Annotated in this window: 24 protein-coding genes and 1 pseudogene; 19 read left to right on the top strand and 6 right to left on the bottom strand. The window is 63.7% G+C overall.

Annotated elements, in window-relative coordinates; translation table 11 throughout:
- Nucleotides 1–33: 33 nt before the first annotated feature.
- The 7 genes and pseudogenes from ruvC to VK804_RS23010 all read left to right on the top strand — a co-directional run bounded on the left by ruvC (nucleotide 34) and on the right by VK804_RS23010 (nucleotide 5107).
- Nucleotides 34–561, top strand: coding sequence for a crossover junction endodeoxyribonuclease RuvC (gene ruvC / locus VK804_RS22980; protein ID WP_325374493.1), 528 nt, complete (start codon nucleotides 34–36; stop codon nucleotides 559–561).
- Nucleotides 562–727: 166 nt separating this feature from the next.
- The gene (ruvA, locus tag VK804_RS22985; RefSeq protein ID WP_325374495.1) at nucleotides 728–1345 is read left to right on the top strand and encodes a Holliday junction branch migration protein RuvA; all 618 of its coding nucleotides are present in this window, start codon (nucleotides 728–730) and stop codon (nucleotides 1343–1345) included.
- A gap of 193 nt (nucleotides 1346–1538) precedes the next feature.
- Nucleotides 1539–2585, top strand: a complete 1047-nt coding sequence (gene ruvB / locus VK804_RS22990) for a Holliday junction branch migration DNA helicase RuvB (protein WP_325374497.1) — start codon at nucleotides 1539–1541, stop codon at nucleotides 2583–2585.
- Nucleotides 2585–3016, top strand: a complete 432-nt coding sequence (locus VK804_RS22995) for an NUDIX domain-containing protein (protein WP_325374499.1) — start codon at nucleotides 2585–2587, stop codon at nucleotides 3014–3016. The genes ruvB and VK804_RS22995 overlap by 1 nt, the downstream gene beginning before the upstream one ends.
- A gap of 92 nt (nucleotides 3017–3108) precedes the next feature.
- Nucleotides 3109–4026, top strand: a complete 918-nt coding sequence (locus tag VK804_RS23000) for a metallophosphoesterase (protein WP_325374501.1) — start codon at nucleotides 3109–3111, stop codon at nucleotides 4024–4026.
- Nucleotides 4027–4110: 84 nt separating this feature from the next.
- A complete protein-coding gene (ybgC, locus tag VK804_RS23005) occupies nucleotides 4111–4560 on the top strand; it encodes a tol-pal system-associated acyl-CoA thioesterase (RefSeq protein ID WP_325374503.1) in 450 nt (149 codons plus the stop codon).
- A gap of 80 nt (nucleotides 4561–4640) precedes the next feature.
- Nucleotides 4641–5107 (top strand): annotated as a pseudogene (locus tag VK804_RS23010) (DUF1348 family protein).
- A gap of 135 nt (nucleotides 5108–5242) precedes the next feature.
- Here VK804_RS23010 and VK804_RS23015 read toward each other — a convergent pair.
- The gene (locus VK804_RS23015) at nucleotides 5243–5887 is read right to left on the bottom strand and encodes a glutathione binding-like protein (RefSeq protein WP_325374504.1); all 645 of its coding nucleotides are present in this window, start codon (nucleotides 5885–5887) and stop codon (nucleotides 5243–5245) included.
- Nucleotides 5888–5957: 70 nt separating this feature from the next.
- On the opposite strand from VK804_RS23015, the gene VK804_RS23020 reads away from it, so the two are divergent.
- Nucleotides 5958–6635 (top strand): TetR/AcrR family transcriptional regulator, encoded by a 678-nt coding sequence (locus VK804_RS23020; protein WP_325374506.1) that lies wholly within the window; start codon nucleotides 5958–5960, stop codon nucleotides 6633–6635.
- Between the two features lie 36 nt (nucleotides 6636–6671).
- Here VK804_RS23020 and VK804_RS23025 read toward each other — a convergent pair whose 3' ends face one another.
- The gene (locus VK804_RS23025; protein WP_325374508.1) at nucleotides 6672–7307 is read right to left on the bottom strand and encodes a hypothetical protein; all 636 of its coding nucleotides are present in this window, start codon (nucleotides 7305–7307) and stop codon (nucleotides 6672–6674) included.
- Nucleotides 7308–7522: 215 nt separating this feature from the next.
- Nucleotides 7523–8488 carry a glyoxylate/hydroxypyruvate reductase A gene (locus VK804_RS23030; RefSeq protein ID WP_325374510.1) on the bottom strand — a complete coding sequence of 322 codons (966 nt, stop codon included), beginning with the start codon at nucleotides 8486–8488 and terminating at the stop codon, nucleotides 7523–7525.
- 130 nt (nucleotides 8489–8618) lie between these two features.
- On the opposite strand from VK804_RS23030, the gene VK804_RS23035 reads away from it, so the two are divergent.
- From VK804_RS23035 to VK804_RS23055, 5 genes are all read left to right on the top strand, one after another.
- Complete coding sequence (locus VK804_RS23035) at nucleotides 8619–8987, top strand: YciI family protein (RefSeq protein WP_325374512.1); 369 nt, start codon at nucleotides 8619–8621, stop codon at nucleotides 8985–8987.
- Nucleotides 8984–10252, top strand: a complete 1269-nt coding sequence (locus VK804_RS23040) for an RNA polymerase sigma factor (RefSeq protein ID WP_325374514.1) — start codon at nucleotides 8984–8986, stop codon at nucleotides 10250–10252. Before VK804_RS23035 ends, VK804_RS23040 begins: the two co-directional genes overlap by 4 nt.
- A 214-nt stretch (nucleotides 10253–10466) precedes the next feature.
- On the top strand, nucleotides 10467–10880 hold the full coding sequence (locus VK804_RS23045) for a DoxX family protein (RefSeq protein WP_325374516.1): 414 nt from the start codon (nucleotides 10467–10469) through the stop codon (nucleotides 10878–10880).
- A gap of 38 nt (nucleotides 10881–10918) precedes the next feature.
- The gene (locus tag VK804_RS23050; protein ID WP_325374518.1) at nucleotides 10919–11455 is read left to right on the top strand and encodes an SRPBCC family protein; all 537 of its coding nucleotides are present in this window, start codon (nucleotides 10919–10921) and stop codon (nucleotides 11453–11455) included.
- A gap of 53 nt (nucleotides 11456–11508) precedes the next feature.
- Complete coding sequence (locus VK804_RS23055) at nucleotides 11509–11922, top strand: VOC family protein (RefSeq protein WP_325374520.1); 414 nt, start codon at nucleotides 11509–11511, stop codon at nucleotides 11920–11922.
- Nucleotides 11923–12025: 103 nt separating this feature from the next.
- Here the strand turns inward: VK804_RS23055 and VK804_RS23060 are convergent, their stop codons facing one another.
- Both VK804_RS23060 and VK804_RS23065 read right to left on the bottom strand, forming a co-directional pair.
- On the bottom strand, nucleotides 12026–12466 hold the full coding sequence (locus tag VK804_RS23060) for a hypothetical protein (RefSeq protein WP_325374522.1): 441 nt from the start codon (nucleotides 12464–12466) through the stop codon (nucleotides 12026–12028).
- Between the two features lie 193 nt (nucleotides 12467–12659).
- On the bottom strand, nucleotides 12660–13448 hold the full coding sequence (locus VK804_RS23065; protein WP_325374524.1) for an SDR family oxidoreductase: 789 nt from the start codon (nucleotides 13446–13448) through the stop codon (nucleotides 12660–12662).
- 103 nt (nucleotides 13449–13551) lie between these two features.
- Here VK804_RS23065 and VK804_RS23070 point away from each other — a divergent pair, with 103 nt between their 5' ends.
- The gene (locus tag VK804_RS23070) at nucleotides 13552–13935 is read left to right on the top strand and encodes a cupin domain-containing protein (protein WP_325374526.1); all 384 of its coding nucleotides are present in this window, start codon (nucleotides 13552–13554) and stop codon (nucleotides 13933–13935) included.
- A 41-nt stretch (nucleotides 13936–13976) separates the two neighbouring features.
- On the opposite strand, the gene VK804_RS23075 is transcribed toward VK804_RS23070, so the two are convergent.
- Complete coding sequence (locus VK804_RS23075; protein ID WP_325374528.1) at nucleotides 13977–14159, bottom strand: hypothetical protein; 183 nt, start codon at nucleotides 14157–14159, stop codon at nucleotides 13977–13979.
- 138 nt (nucleotides 14160–14297) lie between these two features.
- Here VK804_RS23075 and VK804_RS23080 point away from each other — a divergent pair, with 138 nt between their 5' ends.
- The 5 genes from VK804_RS23080 to VK804_RS23100 all read left to right on the top strand — a co-directional run.
- Nucleotides 14298–14945: a glutathione S-transferase family protein gene (locus tag VK804_RS23080; RefSeq protein ID WP_325374530.1), complete on the top strand. Its 648-nt coding sequence runs from the start codon at nucleotides 14298–14300 to the stop codon at nucleotides 14943–14945.
- Nucleotides 14946–15116: 171 nt separating this feature from the next.
- Nucleotides 15117–15530, top strand: coding sequence for a YciI family protein (locus VK804_RS23085; RefSeq protein ID WP_325374538.1), 414 nt, complete (start codon nucleotides 15117–15119; stop codon nucleotides 15528–15530).
- 27 nt (nucleotides 15531–15557) lie between these two features.
- Nucleotides 15558–15917: a hypothetical protein gene (locus tag VK804_RS23090; protein WP_325374532.1), complete on the top strand. Its 360-nt coding sequence runs from the start codon at nucleotides 15558–15560 to the stop codon at nucleotides 15915–15917.
- Nucleotides 15918–16022: 105 nt separating this feature from the next.
- Nucleotides 16023–16766: a TetR/AcrR family transcriptional regulator gene (locus VK804_RS23095; RefSeq protein ID WP_325374534.1), complete on the top strand. Its 744-nt coding sequence runs from the start codon at nucleotides 16023–16025 to the stop codon at nucleotides 16764–16766.
- Between the two features lie 105 nt (nucleotides 16767–16871).
- On the top strand, nucleotides 16872–17271 hold a 400-nt coding region (locus VK804_RS23100; RefSeq protein WP_325374536.1), incomplete at its 3' end, for a DUF2852 domain-containing protein.

Below are 17271 nucleotides of genomic sequence, written 5' to 3' on the forward strand. Positions count from 1 at the left end.
TCGTTCGTGCGGGTCTGGCGTTAACACTTGGACATGACATCGCCCCCGATTCGCCACCCCGTCCGCATCCTTGGCATCGACCCGGGCCTGCGCCGCACCGGCTGGGGCGTGATCGAGATCGATGGTAACCGGCTGTCGTTCATCGGCTGCGGCTCGGTGGAACCGCCGGATGGCCTGCCGCTGGCGAACCGGCTGCTCGCCATCCACGAGGGCCTTGCCGCCGTGCTCGGCGATTTCAAGCCGGCGGAAGCCGCGGTCGAGCAGACTTTTGTCAACAAGGACGGCGTGGCGACGCTGAAGCTCGGTCAGGCGCGTGGGGTCGCGATGCTGGCGCCGGCGATGTTCGGGATTTCGGTTGCCGAATACGCGCCGAACCAGGTCAAGAAGACCGTGGTCGGCGCCGGCCACGCCGACAAGAACCAGATCATGGTGATGCTCAGGATTCTGCTGCCGAAGGCCGAGCCGAAGTCTCCCGATGCCGCCGACGCGCTCGCCATCGCCATCACCCACGCCCATCATCGCCAGAGCGCCACGCTGCGGCTGAGGGTGGTCGAGGTATGATCGGCACTCATCAATCTCAGCCGTCATGGCCGGGCTTCGTCCAGGCCATCCACGTCTTTCTTCCTGTCAGAGCGCAAGACGTGGATGGCCGGGACGTCTGCGCGAAGACGCGCTTCGCGCTTTTGCCCGGCCGTGACGATCGTGATGCTGCATTCGGATCGCAACCATGATCGGCAAGCTGAAAGGCCTGATCGACTCCTACGGCGAGGATTTCGTCATTCTCGACGTCGGCGGCGTCGGCTATCAGGTGCATTGCTCCAGCCGTACGCTGCAGGCGCTGCCGGCGCCCGGAGAAGCCGCGGTGCTGTCGATCGAGACTTATGTGCGGGAAGATCAGATAAAACTGTTCGGCTTTCGCAGCGACGTCGAGCGCGAATGGTTTCGCCTGCTGCAGACGGTGCAGGGCGTCGGCGCCAAGGTCGCGCTGGCGGTGCTGAGCGCATTGCCGCCATCGGATCTCGCCAACGCGATCGCGCTGCGCGACAAGGCTACCGTGCAGCGTACCCCGGGCGTCGGCCCGAAAGTCGCCGAACGCATCGTCACCGAATTGAAGGACAAGGCGCCCACGTTCGCCAATGTCGATCCGGCGCTGGTACACCTTTCCGGCGCAATCGACGACCAACGCGCGCCGCGCCCGGTGACCGACGCGATCTCGGCACTGGTCAATCTCGGCTACGGCCAGCCGCAGGCCGCCGCCGCAATTGCGTCGGCGTCGCGCAGCGCGGGTGAGAAGGCGGAAACGGCGCAGCTCATTCGATTGGGGCTGAAGGAGCTGGCGAAGTGACAAGTTGGGCACCTGCTGCAAGGGCTGCAACCTTGCTTACCTCGCCCCGCTTGCGGGGAGAGGTCGGCGCGAAGCGCCGGGTGAGGGGGACCCTCCACGAGTCGAACTTGTCGAGAGAGCCCCTCACCCCAACCCTCTCCCCGCGGAAGGGCGGGGAGAGGGAGATGCCGCCGTCTCGTGCTAACGTGCCGGCATGACCACGCCCTCCCGCATCGTCACGCCCGAGCGCCGCGGCGATGACGCGCCCGACACCGCGCTGCGCCCGCAGCTGTTGTCCGAATTCGTCGGCCAGCAGCAGGCGCGCGCCAATCTCTCGATCTTCATCGAGGCCGCGCGCAAGCGTAACGAGGCGCTCGACCACGTGCTGTTCGTAGGCCCGCCCGGACTTGGCAAGACCACGCTGGCGCAGATCGTGGCGCGCGAACTCGGCGTCGGCTTTCGCGCCACCTCCGGTCCGGTGATCGCCAAGGCCGGCGATCTGGCGGCGCTGCTCACCAATCTCGAAGAGCGCGACGTGCTGTTCATCGACGAAATCCATCGCCTCAGCCCCGCGGTCGAGGAGGTGCTGTATCCCGCGATGGAGGATTTCCAGCTCGACCTCATCATCGGCGAGGGACCGGCGGCGCGCTCGGTCAAGATCGAATTGGCGAAATTCACCCTGGTTGGCGCCACCACACGCGCGGGCCTCCTGACCAATCCGCTGCGCGATCGTTTTGGGATTCCGGTGCGGCTGAACTTCTACACCGAGGAAGAGCTGGAGAAGATCGTCACCCGAGGCGCCCGCGTGTTGAAAATCGGCATGACGCCCGACGGCGCCAACGAGATTGCGCGCCGCGCCCGCGGCACGCCGCGCATCGCCGGACGGCTGTTGCGGCGGGTGCGGGATTTTGCCTCCGCTGCGGATGCCGCCTCGATCGATCGCAAGATCGCCGATCATGCGCTGATCGCGCTCGAGGTCGACGCCGCCGGCCTCGATGCCATGGACCGGCGCTATCTCTCGACCATTGCGATGAATTACGGCGGCGGCCCGGTCGGCGTCGAAACCATGGCAGCGGCATTGTCCGAGCCGCGCGATGCGATCGAGGACATCATCGAGCCGTTCCTGATCCAGTGCGGCTATCTGCAGCGCACGCCGCGCGGGCGGCTGCTGACCGCGCATGCCTTCCGCCATCTCGGCCTTGCCGAACCGGCGCGCGATCCGGCGCAGTTCGGTTTGTTCGGACAAAGCGAGGAGGAGTGATGGTGTCGGGCACGATCGAGATCGTCGCGGCCCTGATACGCGATGGAGCGGGCCGGGTGTTGCTGGTGCGCAAGCGCGGGACGACGGCATTCATGCAGCCGGGCGGCAAGCGCGACCCCGGCGAAGACGACATCGCGGCGCTGGCGCGCGAGATCGACGAGGAACTGGGGTGCCGGCTGGTCCACGGTTCGATCCAGCCGCTCGGCGAATTCGATGCCATCTCGGCGCACGAGCCCGGCTGGATGGTACGCGCATCCCTGTACGAGATCGACGTGACCGGCGACATCGCGCCGAGAGCCGAGATCGATGAGACGATCTGGATCGATCCGTCATCGCCGCCCGACGTCGCTCTCGCGCCGCTGACGCGCGACCATGTCCTGCCGCTGGCTTCCCGGCAAACGGGTGCGGTCCGGGCCGTCCCGCAGCAATGACCAGCGCCGATCCTGCAGGCTTTCTGCACAAACCCAACCCAATTCCGCTGCAATTTTCGCTCAGAGATGAAATGCATCACGATTAACCATTCATGATCTCACGCCGCCATTTTCTGCGTTTCATCGCCGGGCTCGGTGGCCTCGGCGCGTCAACGGCGGCGTATGGGTTCGGCGAGCCGGTGCTGCGGCTTCGCCTGACGCGCTACGATCTGTTGCCGCCGCAATGGCCCGCCGACCTCCATCTCAAGATCGCCGTCGTCGCCGACATTCACGCCTGCGACCCCTGGATGTCGCTGCAACACATCGAGGCGATCGTCGACCGCACCAATGCGCTCAATGCCGATATCATCGTCATGCTCGGCGACTATGTGGCGGGTCACCGCCACGTGACGCGTTTCATTCCGCCGAGCGAATGGGCGCCGGTGCTCGCCGGGTTGAAAGCGCCGCTCGGCGTGCATGCGATCCTCGGCAATCACGACTGGTGGGAAGACAGAGCGGTGCAGCATGCCGGGCAAGGGCCGACCCGGGCGCGGCAAGGGCTCGAAGCCGCCGGCATTCCGGTTTACGAAAACGATGCGGTGCGGCTGAACAAGGCAGGCAAGCCGTTCTGGCTCGCCGGGCTCGGCGATCAGCTGGCCTGGTACCCGGCGCGGCGGTTCCGGCCGGTCAATCGCCTTGGCGTCGACGATCTCACGGCGACGCTTGCGAAGGTGACCGACGACGCGCCAATTATTCTGCTGGCCCATGAGCCCGACATCGCCATGCGGGTGCCGTCGCGGATCGCGCTGCAGCTTTCCGGGCATACCCATGGCGGCCAGGTCCGGCTGTTCGGCTGGTCGCCGGTGGTGCCCTCGCGCTATGGCGAGCGGTTCGTCTATGGCCATACGCGGACCAATTGCGACGTCATCGTCTCCGGCGGGCTCGGCTGCAGCATCATGCCGTTCCGTCTCGGCGTGCCGCCGGAAATCGTGCTGGTGACGCTGGGCGGGCCGGCTGCGGTCGTTTCGTAATCTTCGGGAATGAACGGCCGTGCGCTTGCGCGGCAAGGAGATTTTGCGCAAAACGATTGCTTTGCAGGCAATCGAGGGCCGCAAGTGACTTTACCCCATATCGACGGCGAAATCCGCGACGGGCGCCATACCATGCGGATCCGGGTCTATTACGAGGACACTGATTTTTCCGGCATCGTCTATCACGCCAATTATTTGCGCTTCATGGAGCGCGGCCGCACCAATCATCTGCGGCTGATGGGCGCCGAGCAGCACGCGCTGTTCGCCGAGGCGCAGACTGAGGCCCCGGGCTTTGCCTTCGTGGTGCGCTCGATGCGGCTCGATTTCCTGAAGCCCGCGCGGATGGACGATGTGCTCGACGTCGTGACCTGGCCGTTGCAGGTGAAGGGCGCCTCGATCACGCTGGCCCAGGAGGTGCGGCGCGGCGCGGACCTTCTGGTGAAAGCCGAGGTGCGCGTCGCCTTCATCAGCGAAGGCCGGGCGCAGCCGATCCCGAAAGCGCTGCGCACGCTGCTAAAGGCCGATGTGATTTAGCAATCGGGCGATAGGCAACGCGCCATCGACTAACCGGCCGGCGGCGATACAATCCCACTGGATCAAAATCCGAGGCCGACATGTCGCGTCCCCCGCTGCCGCCATTTACCCGAGAGACCGCCGCCCAGAAGGCCCGCATGGCCGAAGACGCCTGGAATTCGCGCGATCCCGAACGCGTCGCGCTGGCCTATACCGAGACGAGCCGCTGGCGCAACCGCTCGGAATTCTTCGAAGGCCGCGCCGCGATCGTAGCCTTCCTCACCCGCAAATGGGCGAAGGAGCTCGACTATCGCCTGATCAAGGACCTCTGGGCCTTCGACGGCAACCGCATCGCGGTGCGCTTTCAATACGAGTGGCATGACGCCGCCGGGCAGTGGCATCGCTCGACGGCAACGAGCAATGGGAGTTCGACGAGCACGGCCTGATGCGCCGCCGCGAAGCCAGCATCAATGATATCGAGATCGCGGAGAACGACCGCCGCTTTCATTGGCCGGGGCCGGGCCCGCGGCCGGCGGACGTGCCGGGATTGGGCGAGAGTCCGTTTTGAATCCCCGGCGTCGTCCCTGCGAAGGCAGGGACCAATACGCCGAGGATTTTCGATTGAAGCGTAGTGTGCGGCGGGCTTGCTTAATCATTTCGGCCCGTGGTTATGGGTTCCGGCGTTCGCCGGAACGACGATTCGTTACGCCGCCGCCTTGTGACGCGCGAGTTCGGCCTTGTACAATTCGAATTCCTCCGCGATCGCCCGGGCGATGCTCGGCCGCGCCCGCAGCCGCTCGTAATAGGCCTTTACGACAGGCCATTTCGAAAGTTCGATCGGCGGCGTCGCCATGGTCCAATTGATCACCGTCACCAGGTAGGCGTCGGCGACGCTGAAATGGTCGAGCAGGAATTCGCGGCCCTTAAGGTACTTCTCGAGATAATCGAGCCGCGACAGGTTCCTCCCCAGAATGTAGGTCTTCACCTCCGGCGGCGCCTTCTTGTCGAGCACCGGCACGAACAATCCCTTGTGCAGTTCGGTCCCGATGAAGCAGAGCCATTGATGCAGCCGGCTGCGTTCCATACCGGGGGCGGTTGCGATGCCGGCCTGCGGAAAGCGGTCGGCGACATATTGCAGGATCGCGGCGTTCTCGGTGAGCACCAGGCCGTCGTCGGTGCGCAATGTCGGCACCAGCCCGAGCGGGTTGACGGTGCGAAAATCCGAGCCGTCGTTCTGGACCAGCTTGGTCTTGGGGTCGACCTCGAGATAGTTGGCGTCCGCGCCGGCTTCGTACAGCGCGATGCGGGTCGCCAGTGAGCAGGCGAGCGGGGAGAAATAAAGGTCCATCACTGTCTCCTTGGGTTGATTTTTATACTGTTCCGCATAATATAATTTGCGTCAAGGAGTTTCTTGCGAAATGGTACAAAAAAGTAAAGGGCCGCCGGCTACCGCCGATAGCACCGCCCCAAAACGCCGCGGCCGGCCGCGCGCCTATCAGCCTGAGGTGGCGATCGGCAAGGCGCTCGATCTGTTCCGCAAGGATGGATATGCGGCGACCTCGCTCGACGATCTCAGTGCCGCTACCGGCATGAACCGGCCGAGCCTCTATGGCGCGTTCGGCGACAAGCGCGAACTCTATATCAAGAGCTATCAGCGCTATCGCGACGATGCGCGGGCGGCGATGCTCGAGATCTTCAGGGAGGAGCAGCCGATCCGAAAGCGTCTGGCGCGCATCTACGCGGTGGCGCTGGACATCTATCTTTCCGGTGCGGAAGGCCCGCGCGGCTGCTTCACGGTGATGACGGCGGCCTCCGAAGCGATATTCGATCCCGAAATCCGCGCCATGGTGCTGGAAGGATTTTCGGAACTCGACAAGGCGTTCGCCGCCTGCTTCCGGCTCGCCAGGGAAAAAGGCGAATTGCCGGCATCGGCCGATCCGACCGTGCTGGCGCAACTGGCCTCCGCGACCATTCACACGCTGGCGATCCGCGCCCGCGCCCGCGTGCCGCGCAAGGAACTGGAAGCGATCGTCAGGGGCGCGATCGATGTGATGTGCGGGCCGGCGAGAAATGAGTCGGGCGCAAGCCCAGCTTGATTTCCGCCGCGCCAGCGCTCGGGGCGTTGGAGATCATCATGCTGTTATCGGGGGAGATGGATTTTCACCCGTTCCGTACATCCACTTCAAGACATACAGGACGACAACCTCGGCAATATATAACAAGATGCCAACAAAGAGGCCGATGCTCAGGTAAGCAGATAAGGCCAAAGCCCCGAATGCCACCACCGCGCCTAGAATTTTTCTCTGTACCCCGAGATTACTAAGTTCGGAGGTGATCGCCAAAGGTGGTTGCACCATCGGATCATCGATGTGGGCGTTCGTCGCTTTAGCCTTGGAGCGGAAAGATGCGATTAGAATTAAAAGAAGAATTACGCTCATGCTGCCCAGCACGATTGAGTCCAAAAAGTAGGAGCCGTACGCAAAGAAAGTGATGACAAAACCAAGTAAAGGAGGCGCAAAAAGAAACAGAATGGGAAATACCACGCGCAAAAGCTTCCGCAGTATTCCAAATAGCTTTTCGAGATAGTTGAGAGCCCTGTAATACTTCCGTAGCAGCGCTTTTGTTGCTTCATCCAACTTCTCAAGGGCGCCGTCCAGCCTTTGAACAAGATGAGCATAGAGTCGGTGCAAGCCAGCGAGAACTTTTTCCGCAACAGAATCGATCCTGCGCAGAGCGCTCCCTATCCTGGAGAAAAGCCGACCAAACATAATTGTCTCAAACAAGTAGTTGCAATTTAGCTATAGCGCAATTTTACTGTGCAAAAACAAAAATGTTTCATTTCTTGGTAGGGAATAGGTTCGGCCGCAAGGTTGTTGAGGGCATAGTCACTACTCTTGTGGACCTCTTCCGTTCGGTTCTGGAGCGGCTCTAACCCGCGAGTGGGGGGAGACAAAGCAGGCACGAACGGCTGCTCTCGTTCTACCTAATAGCCTCGCTTCGGGTCGACGACATTTTCCAAGACCCCTCCCGCCTCGAAGCGCTCGATCTGGCGCGCGACGTATTTCGAAATCTCGTCGGGATCGGTGTCGGCGGCATTGTGCGGCGTCAGCATGACCTTGGGATGGGTCCAGAATGGGCTGTCCGCCGGCAGCGGTTCCTGGACGAAGACGTCCAGCGAGACGGCGCCGAGCGTGCCGTCGTCGAGGCATTGCAGGATGTCCGCCTCGTTCTGCAGGCCGCCGCGGCCGGCATTGATCAGGACCGGCGCTTGAAGCGGGCTGTCGCGGTTGAGCTTTGCGAACACGCCGCGATTGAGGATGTGCCTTGTGTCCGGCGTCAGCGGCAGCAGGCAGACCAGGATATCGGTCCGCCGCAGGAACGCATCCAGTTGCTCCTTGCCGCAAAAACATTCGATGCCGTCGATCTGCCTCACGCTTCGGCTCCAGCCCGAGACGCGAAAGCCGAGATGTTTCAGCGCGCCCGCTGCGTTCGCGCCCAGCGTGCCCAGCCCCATGACGCCGACCGAAATCACTGATGCCGGCCATTGCGCCTTCGGCGCCCACCGTTTCGCGCGCTGGCTGGCCCGCAAATAGGGTTCTTGCCGGTGATGCATCAGCACGTGGAGGACGACATATTCGGTCATCCGCGATGTCAGATCGCCGACGGAAACCCGGACCAGCGGCACTTTCGGCAGGCTCGCATCCGCCATCAGCGCGTCGACGCCGGCGCCCAGGTTGAAAATCACCCGCAGGTTCGGGAACGCGGCAAGTTCGCCCGGAGCCGGCTTCCAGACGGCGGCGTAATGGATTGCGGCGGGATCGAACGCCGCATCGGGCAACAGCACCACCGGCCGGTCAGGGCACACCTCGTCGAACCGCTGCTTCCAGCGTTGCGGCGACCAGTTCTCGGTCCCGCCGTGAATGAGCAGCGCGAGCGCGCCCTTTGCCATTGGATTTCCGCCTTATAATTGCCTGGGGACGTCGACCTTACCGGCCGCCGCCTGCCCTGCAAAATATCTCTTCACCGCTGTCGGCCCCACGCCTACTGAAACGTCCTCGGGCCTAATGGAGACCTTGCGCATGCTCTACGCCATCCTTTGCTACAATGATGAGGACTTTGTCGGTTCCTGGAGCAAGGAACAGGACGCCGCTGTGATGCAGAAGCTCACCGTGGTCCAGGACAAACTCGCGAAACAGGGCCGGCTCGGCCCGGTGGCGCGGCTGTTGCCGACGACCTCGGCGACCACCTTGCGCAAGGACAGTCCGCCGGTGGTGCTGGACGGCCCCTACGCCGAAACCAAGGAGCAGCTGCTCGGCTTCTACATCGTCGACTGCAAGGATCTCGACGCCGCGCTCGAGGTCGCGCGCGACCTTGGCGCCGCCAATCCCGGCGGCGCCTATGAAATCCGTCCCGTTGGGATGCTGAACCCCGGGAGCGCCCTGACGTGACCGACACCGCCTGGATCGATACCGCGCTGACCTCGGCGCGTCCCCAGGCGGTCGGCGCGCTATTACGCTATTTCCGCGATCTCGACACCGCCGAGGAAGCGTTCCAGAACGCCTCGCTACGCGCGCTGAAGAGCTGGCCGCAGAACGGTCCGCCGCGCGATCCCGCCGCCTGGCTGATCATGGTCGGGCGCAATGTCGCTATCGACGATATCAGGCGCCGTCGCAAGCTTAAGCCGCTGCCCGAGGACGAGGCGATCTCCGATCTCGACGATGCCGAGGAGCAGATCGCCGAGCGGCTCGACGGCTCGCACTACCGCGACGACATTTTGCGGCTGTTGTTCATCTGCTGTCACCCCGAGCTGCCGGCAACCCAGCAGATCGCGCTCGCCCTGCGCATCGTCTCCGGATTGACGGTCAAGCAAATCGCGCGCGCCTTCCTCATCAGTGAGGCCGCGATGGAGCAGCGCATCACGCGAGCGAAAGCGCGGGTCGCGGACGCCGGCGTTCCCTTCGAGACGCCGGGCGCGGTCGAGCGCAGCGAGCGGCTGTCGGCGGTCGCTGCGATGATTTACCTGATCTTCAACGAGGGCTATTCGGCCGGCGGCGACACCGCCGAGATTCGCGCGCCGCTGTGCGAGGAAGCGATCCGGCTGGCGCGGCTGTTGCTGCGGCTGTTCCAGAGCGAACCCGAGATCATGGGGCTGACCGCGCTGTTGCTGCTGCAGCATGCGCGCAGCGCGGCGCGCTTCGACGCCAGTGGCGCGCTGATCCTGCTCGACGACCAGGACCGCTCGCTTTGGAACGGCAAGATGATCGCGGAGGGGCTGGCGCTGATCGACAAGGCGATGCGCCATCGCCGCAGCGGGCCCTATCAGGTCCAGGCGGCGATCGCGGCGCTGCATGCGCGCGCGGCAAAACCCGAAGATACCGACTGGGCGCAGATCGACCTGCTTTATGGGACGCTCGAAATCATGCAACCGTCGCCGGTGGTGACGCTCAACCGCGCGGTCGCGGTCTCCAAGGTGAGGGGGCCGGAGGCCGCGCTGGAGATGATCGAGCCGCTCGGCGAGCGGCTGTCGAATTATTTCCATTTTTTCGGCGTGCGCGGCGCCTTCCTGATGCAGCTTGGCCGCAACGACGAGGCCCGCATCGCCTTCGACCGCGCCATCGCGCTCGCCAACACCTCGGCCGAGGCCGCCCACATCCGCATGCATCTCGACCGCCTGATCCGCGACAGCACCCCGCACGGCGCCAAGGCGAAGTAGTTTTTCCTTCTCCTACAAGGGGGAAGGGAAAGATTTCTTCGTCATGGCCGGGCTTGTCCCGGCCATCCACGTCTTCGTCTCGCTGCTGAAAGAAAGACGTGGATGCCCGGGACAAGCCCGGGCATGACGAGTCAATTTTTTTCATCCCCCTGTCGTCCCGCGCCGGCCTTGTTCGTCCTGAAGGCATGCATCACCGATCTCCAGGGAGAGAGCCATGTCGACGATTGCGGCGGAAACGCCGGTTCCAAAACCCGAACGCTTGCTGGGCCGCGTTCTCAGCGGCCTGGTCATTGTGTTCATGCTGTTCGACGGCGCCATCAAGCTGGTGCCGTGGCCGGTGGTCACGGAATCGATGGAGAAGATCGGCTACGGTTCGAGCGAAACACTGGCGCGGTCACTCGGCGTCATCAGTCTCGTCTGCACCATTCTCTACGCGATCCCGCCGACCTCGTTCGTCGGCGCGATCCTGTTGACGGGATATCTCGGCGGTGCGATGGCTTCGCACCTGCGCATCGGCAGCCCGCTGTTCACCCATGTCCTGTTCGGCTTTTATCTCGGGTTGATGGTATGGGGCGGGTTATGGTTGCGTGACGGGAGCCTGCGGACGTTGCTGCCCTTCCGCCGCTGATTTGCCTTGCCGATCATTTCACCGACACGGAGCCTGCCATGCTTGAGATCATTGCCATCATCGCCATCGTGCTCGCGGTCGCGATCGTGATCGTCCTGATCCTCGCCGCGACCAGGCCGGATACGTTCAAAGTCCAGCGCGCGGCCACCATCAAGGCGCCGCCGGAAAAAATCTTCGCCGTGATCTCCGATTTCCATCGATGGGGATCGTGGTCGCCATGGGAAAACAGGGACCCCGCGATGCAGCGCAGCTTCAGCGGCGCCAATAGCGGCAAGGGCGCGGTCTATGCCTGGGACGGCAACAAGAATGTCGGTTCCGGCCGCATGGAGATCCTCGACGTATCGGTTCCGTCGAAAATCGTCATCAAGCTCGATTTCCTGAAACCATTCGAGGCCCACAACACCGCCGAGTTCACAATGCTGCCGCAGGGTGATGCCACCAACCTGACATGGGCGATGCATGGCCCGCTGGTCTTCATGGCGAAGGTGATGCACGTGTTCGTCAACATGGACAAGATGATCGGCAAGGATTTTGAGGCTGGCCTCGCCAATCTGAAACGGCTCACCGAGAACTAACCGGACCTCCCAACCGCGATCATCGGAAGTTTTGTCAGCCAAAGGAGCAAGCGATGCAGGTCAGTCCCTATCTACACTTCAACGGCAATTGCGAGGCCGCGTTCAAGTTTTACGAGAAGGTGCTCGGCGCCAAAATCGTCATGATGCTGACCCATGAGGGCGCGCCGGCCGACATGCCGACGCCGCCGGAATGGAAGAAGAAGATCATGCACGCCCGGATATCGATCGACGGCGAGATCATCATGGGCTCCGACGCGCCGCCGGCGCATTTCCACAAGCCGCAGGGCTTTTCGGTCTCGCTGTCGGTAGCCGACCCGGCCGAGGCCGAGCGCAAGTTCAAGGCGCTGTGCGAAGGCGGCAGCGTCCATATGCCCTTCGGCAAGACCTTCTTCTCCAAGGGATTCGGCATGGGCGCCGATCAGTTCGGCATCCCCTGGATGGTCAATTGTCCGCTCGAGGGGCAATGAAGAAAGGTAGGGTGGGCAAAGCGAAGCGTGCCCACCGCCTTTTAAGACCGCACGATCGTGGTGGGCACGGCGCAAGAGGCGCCTTTGCCCACCCTACGAATCTCTACCGGCAGCTCGGATAGAACGCCGCGAGTTCGCGTCCGCGCAATAGCAAGAGGCGCGAGGTCAATCCGCCGCGGCTGCGGATCCAGCCGCGCACCGCGGCCGGATAGGCCGCAAGCACGGCTTCGGAGGCTTCCGGTTCGGCATACATCCGCCCGCGGCGGTCGATCGAGCGCGCGGCGTGAAATCCGAGGACCGCCCGCCGCGTCACGCAGATCCGCTCCGCCGGCACCATGCTCAGCACCAGCGTGCAGGCCGACAGGCAGGGACCGTCGATCACCACGCGCTCGCCGGAATCGCGCACCCGCTCGAACAGGTCGAGGAACGGGCCGACCTGCCCGCCGGGGCTCGCGAGGATGCGGACCTCGGCCTGCGCCGGCGGCGAGGCGAGGGCGCCCAGCACGACCGCGAGCAGAATTGTCCTGACGAAAGCTGTCCGCATGCTCGACCTCCTTCGATCGGTTCACCCATCAACTAGGTGGTGATGGAGCAAGCAGCAAGAATTTTGCTTACCTCTCCCGCTTGCGGGGGAGGTCGGCGCGCGAAGCGCGACGGGTGGGGGACTCTCGACGAGTCGACCTGCTGAGGCACCCCCACCCCGGCCCTCCCCCGCAAGGGCGGGAGAGGAAGAAGACCTACCCGTTCCGTCGCTCGCCGCGCAGGGTCGGCAAGCCGATGCCGGCGGCATCGAAACCGCCATCGACGGCGAGAATCTGTCCGGTGATGTAGCTCGCGCGGTCGCTGCACAGGAAGAACACGGCTTCCGCCAGTTCCTCCTCGAGGCCGTAGCGATTGAGCGGAATCGCGTCGTGATAGTCGGCGCGGATCTCCGGCGTGTGGACCGCCTTCGCCATCGCGGTCTCGACCGGCCCCGGCGCGACGCCGTTGACGCGGATGCCCAGCGAAGCCAATTCGACCGCGAGCTGTTTTGTCAGGTGCGCAAGTCCTGCCTTGCTGGTGCCGTAGGCCGAACGCAGCGTGGAAGCGCGCACCGCCGAGATCGAGGTGATGTTGACGATCGCGCCGCCGCCATGCTCGCGCAGCAGCGGCACCGCCGCCTTGGTGCAGAGGAACGGCCCGGTGAGGTTGACCTCCAGCACGCGCCGCCAGTCGTCGTCGGAGGTTTCCAGGAGCGGCGCGAACACGGCGATGCCGGCATTGTTGACCAGCGCATCGAGCCGGCCAAACCGCCGTTCGATTTCGGCGAACGCGCTGTCCACGGCGCCGGCATCGGAGACGTCGCAATGCAGTCCCAGCGTGTTGCCGGTAGAGCCCAGCACCTCGACGCTGTTCCAGAGCAGCTCGCCCTCGATGTCGAGCAGCGCCACGCGCCAGCCCTCGGCGAGAAATTTTTTCGCCACCGCCAGCCCAATGCCGCGCGCGGCGCCGGTCACCAGCGCGACTTTTTGCGGGGCAGCGGCCATGGGGGTCATTCCTCGCTGTGATGATCGCGTTTGTCCCTAGCACGGAAGCCAAGGGTCTGCTTTCTTAACCGCACAATGTCAGCAAGACAAAGGACCTGAAATCATGAAGGTCAGCGACATCAGCGCCGCCCCGGCCGAGGCGTGGCGCCCCGGCGTGGAAACCCGCATGCTGGTCTCCGCCCGCACCGGCGCGACGCAATTATGTATCTTCGAGCAATGGGTCGCGCCCGGCACCGGCGCGCCGACCCATTCGCATCCGGTCGAGGAGGTGCTGACCGTGCGCGAGGGCGAGGCCGAGATGTGGATGGAGGAGCAGCGCGTCATTGTGTCCGCGGGCCAGTCGCTGGTCGTGCCGGCCGGGCGCAAGCACGGCTTTCGCAATTCCGGCACCGTGACGCTGCATCTTCACGCGGTGCTGGCGTCGCCGATTTTCGAAGCGACGCCGGAGGGTGCTGCGGAGATGGTAAGAAGGTGGGAGGCGGTGTGAGGTTGAGGGCCGCGGTATGGATCGGCCGAACGTTTCGGGCCTCAGGCGTGATTGCCGTTCCTGTCACCGAGATTCGGGAACAGATACACCAGCGGAAGCGCCAGCGGTCCGATGATGGCAGCGATCCACGCCCATACCTTGAAGCTGCGTCCTCGATGTTCGGCAATTCGACCGGCCAGGTACATCGACAGGATCGAGCCGATGATCAGCAATGCGAGGGTCATGTTGGCGCTCATGGTGCGAATTCTGATGTTGCCCTAGTTTAACAGGGATCACGATCTTTCGATACGCCAAATCCGCGCACAATGATGTGTTCATATCCCCTTTGCCAGGCAAACCCAAAGCCAATCCGGAGTTTCTTCATGTCTCTCAAGCTCTACTACCATCCGCTGTCGTCGTTCTGCTGGAAGACGCTGATCGCCTTGTATGAAAACGATACGCCGTTCACGCCTGTGATGGTCGATCTCGGCAACGCGGAGGAGCGCGCGGCGCTCCTGAAACTGTGGCCGATCGGCAAGTTTCCGGTGCTCCGCGACGAGGCCAGGGATCGCGTCATCCCGGAAACGAGCATCATCATCGAATATCTCGATGATCATTATCCCGGGGCGACCCGGTTCATTCCCGCCGACGCCGACCGCGCCCGGCAGACGCGGCTGCGCGACCGCTTCTACGATCTCTATGTGCATCTGCCGATGCAGAAGGTGGTCGGCGACCGGCTGCGGCCGCCGGGAAACTGGGACCCGTTTGGTGTCGACGAAGCAAAGGCGCGGATCGCGTCATGCTACGGCATGATCGACAAGGAAATGGCGGACAGGCACTGGGCGATGGGTGAGGCCTTCACGCTCGCCGATTGCGCCGCGGCGCCGGCGCTGTTCTACGCCAACCGGGTGGTGCCGGTCGGCGATATCAACAAGAATGTGACCGCCTATCTCGAGCGCCTGAAGGCGCGGCCCTCCTTCGCGCGGGTGCTGAAGGAGGCCGAGCCGTATTTTGCGATGTTCCCGGGCTGACTTTTTCTCCCCTCCCCGCCACGTCGCTGCGCGAAGCGGGGGGAGGGGAGAAGAAAGCCACCTCCGAAATAATTCCGCGCGGCGTGTCGGCAGGCCGATATCCGATTCGTCTTTTCAACAAGCGGCCACAAACGCCAGGTCTGACGAGCCAAATCGAAACGGAGAGCGATGATGCGATTCATGATGCTGATGATCCCCGGTGGTTACGAGACGGCAGCGCCGGGAACCATGCCGCCGGCCGAGGCGGTCTCCGCGATGATGAAATACAACGAGGCGCTGAAGAACGCCGGCGTGCTGATCACGCTCGACGGATTGCATCCGCCGTCGACGGGCGCGCGGGTGTCGTTCGCGACCGGCAAGCCCGTCGTGACCGACGGCCCGTTCACCGAATCCAAGGAAGTGATCGGCGGCTACTGGATGATCGAGGTGAGGTCGCGCGAGGAGGCGATCGAATGGGCCAAGCGCTGCCCGGCTTCCAGCAACGAGACCATCGAAATCCGCCAGGTGCAGGAAATGGCGGATTTTCCTGCCGACATTCAGCAAGCGGCGGCGGGATTTGCCGAATTGCAGGGCCGCAAGAACTGATCGAACCATCAACAAGGGAGATCTACGATGAGCGATACCTATCTGGCCGTTTTCGTCGGCAGCAAGACCAGCGCGAAGTTCGCCGCATGGAACGCGCTGTCCGAGACCGAGCGAAAGGCCAGGGAGAAGGCCGGCATCGCCGCCTGGAAGGCCTGGGTGGAGAAGCACCAGGCCGCGCTCGCCGAGATGGGCGGCCCGCTCGGCAAGACCAAGCGGGTCGGCGCCAATGGCATTGCCGACGTCGGCAACGAGATGGGCGCCTTTACCGTGGTTCGCGCCGCTTCCCACGAGGCCGCCGCAAAAATGTTCGAAAACCATCCGCACTTTGCGATCTTTCCGGGCGAAGCCGTGGAGATCATGCCGGTGCTGCCGATCCCGGGTGGTTAACGGCCGGTTGCGGCCGCGTTCATTCACATGAATGTGGCGCGGCGGCCCTGCCGGGAACCTCCTCGCTAGTGACCTTTGCGCGCGGCTCATGTAAAAGCCTTTCACATGAGCTGGCGCAAGGAAGAGCGCCGCGCCGAGCGCGGCTACCACCACGGCAATCTGAAAGAGGCGCTGCTAAAGGCGGCGCTCGATCTGATCGCGCAAAAGGGCGCGGCCGGTTTCACCTTCGCCGACGCGGCGCGGATGGCGGGCGTCAGTCCGGCAGCGCCCTACCGGCATTTCCGCGATCGCGACGAGTTGCTTTCCTCGATTGCGCAGCGCGGCTTCGAGCAGTTCGAGGCGAGGCTGACGGCGGCGTGGGACGATGGCCGTCCCGACACGGTCACGGCGTTCGAGCGGGTCGGCAAGGCCTATCTCGCCTTTGCCCGCGCCGAGCCGGCGTATTATTCGGCGATGTTCGAATCCGGGCTCCCGGTCGACGTCAGTCCCGCGTTGATGGCCGCGAGCGAGCGCGCCTTTGCGGTGATTCGCGCGGCCGCGGAGCGGCTCGCCGCGCTGGCGCCGCCCGGCACGCCGCGTCCGCCGGCGTTGATGATGGCACTGCACATCTGGTCGATGTCGCATGGGGTGGCTTCGCTGTTTGCGCGCGGCGATGCGGCGCGCCGCAAGCTGCCGATGACGGCGGAGGATCTGCTGGAAGCCGAAGTGCTGATCTATCTGCGCGGCCTCGGTTTTCCGATCGACCGCCGGGCATCGGCCCAGCAAGGGCAGGCGGATCAAAAACCGTCCGTGCCGCCGGCGGGCCCTCCTTCAGGTGCTCCTTCAGGTCCTTGGGGCACCCCTAAATAAATTTTAATGGGCGGCCTGCGCCCGGCTTGACAAAAATCCGGGATGGTTTACGTATGTAAATGTTATTTACATTCACAACGGCGTGACGCCGTCATGGAGAGGGAAATGGCCTACACCGCAGATGTTAATCGATGGCGCAGCCCCGATAGCGAGCCCTACCGCCCGCAAATGCATATCCATCCCGGAATGGTGATCGGGACCATTCTCGGCTTCCTGTTCTGGTGGCCGGTCGGACTTGCCTTCCTCTTTTTCACACTCAGGAGCACGAAAATGGGTTGCTGGAGCCATTCGGACCGTTTCGAAAACAAGATGCAGCGCATGCAGGACAAGATGGAGCGGATGCGCGGCCGCATGGAGCGTCGCGGCTTCGGCAGCTTCGGCTTCGGTCCGCCCTCGAGCGGCAACCGCGCCTTTGACGAATACCGTGTCGAGACGCTGAGGCGCCTCGAAGAAGAGCAGACCGAGTTTCGGGATTTCCTCGATCGGCTGCGCCACGCCAAGGACA

Origin of the sequence: Bradyrhizobium sp. (assembly GCF_035484855.1) — a bacterium.
Classification (GTDB): Bacteria; Pseudomonadota; Alphaproteobacteria; order Rhizobiales; family Xanthobacteraceae; genus Bradyrhizobium.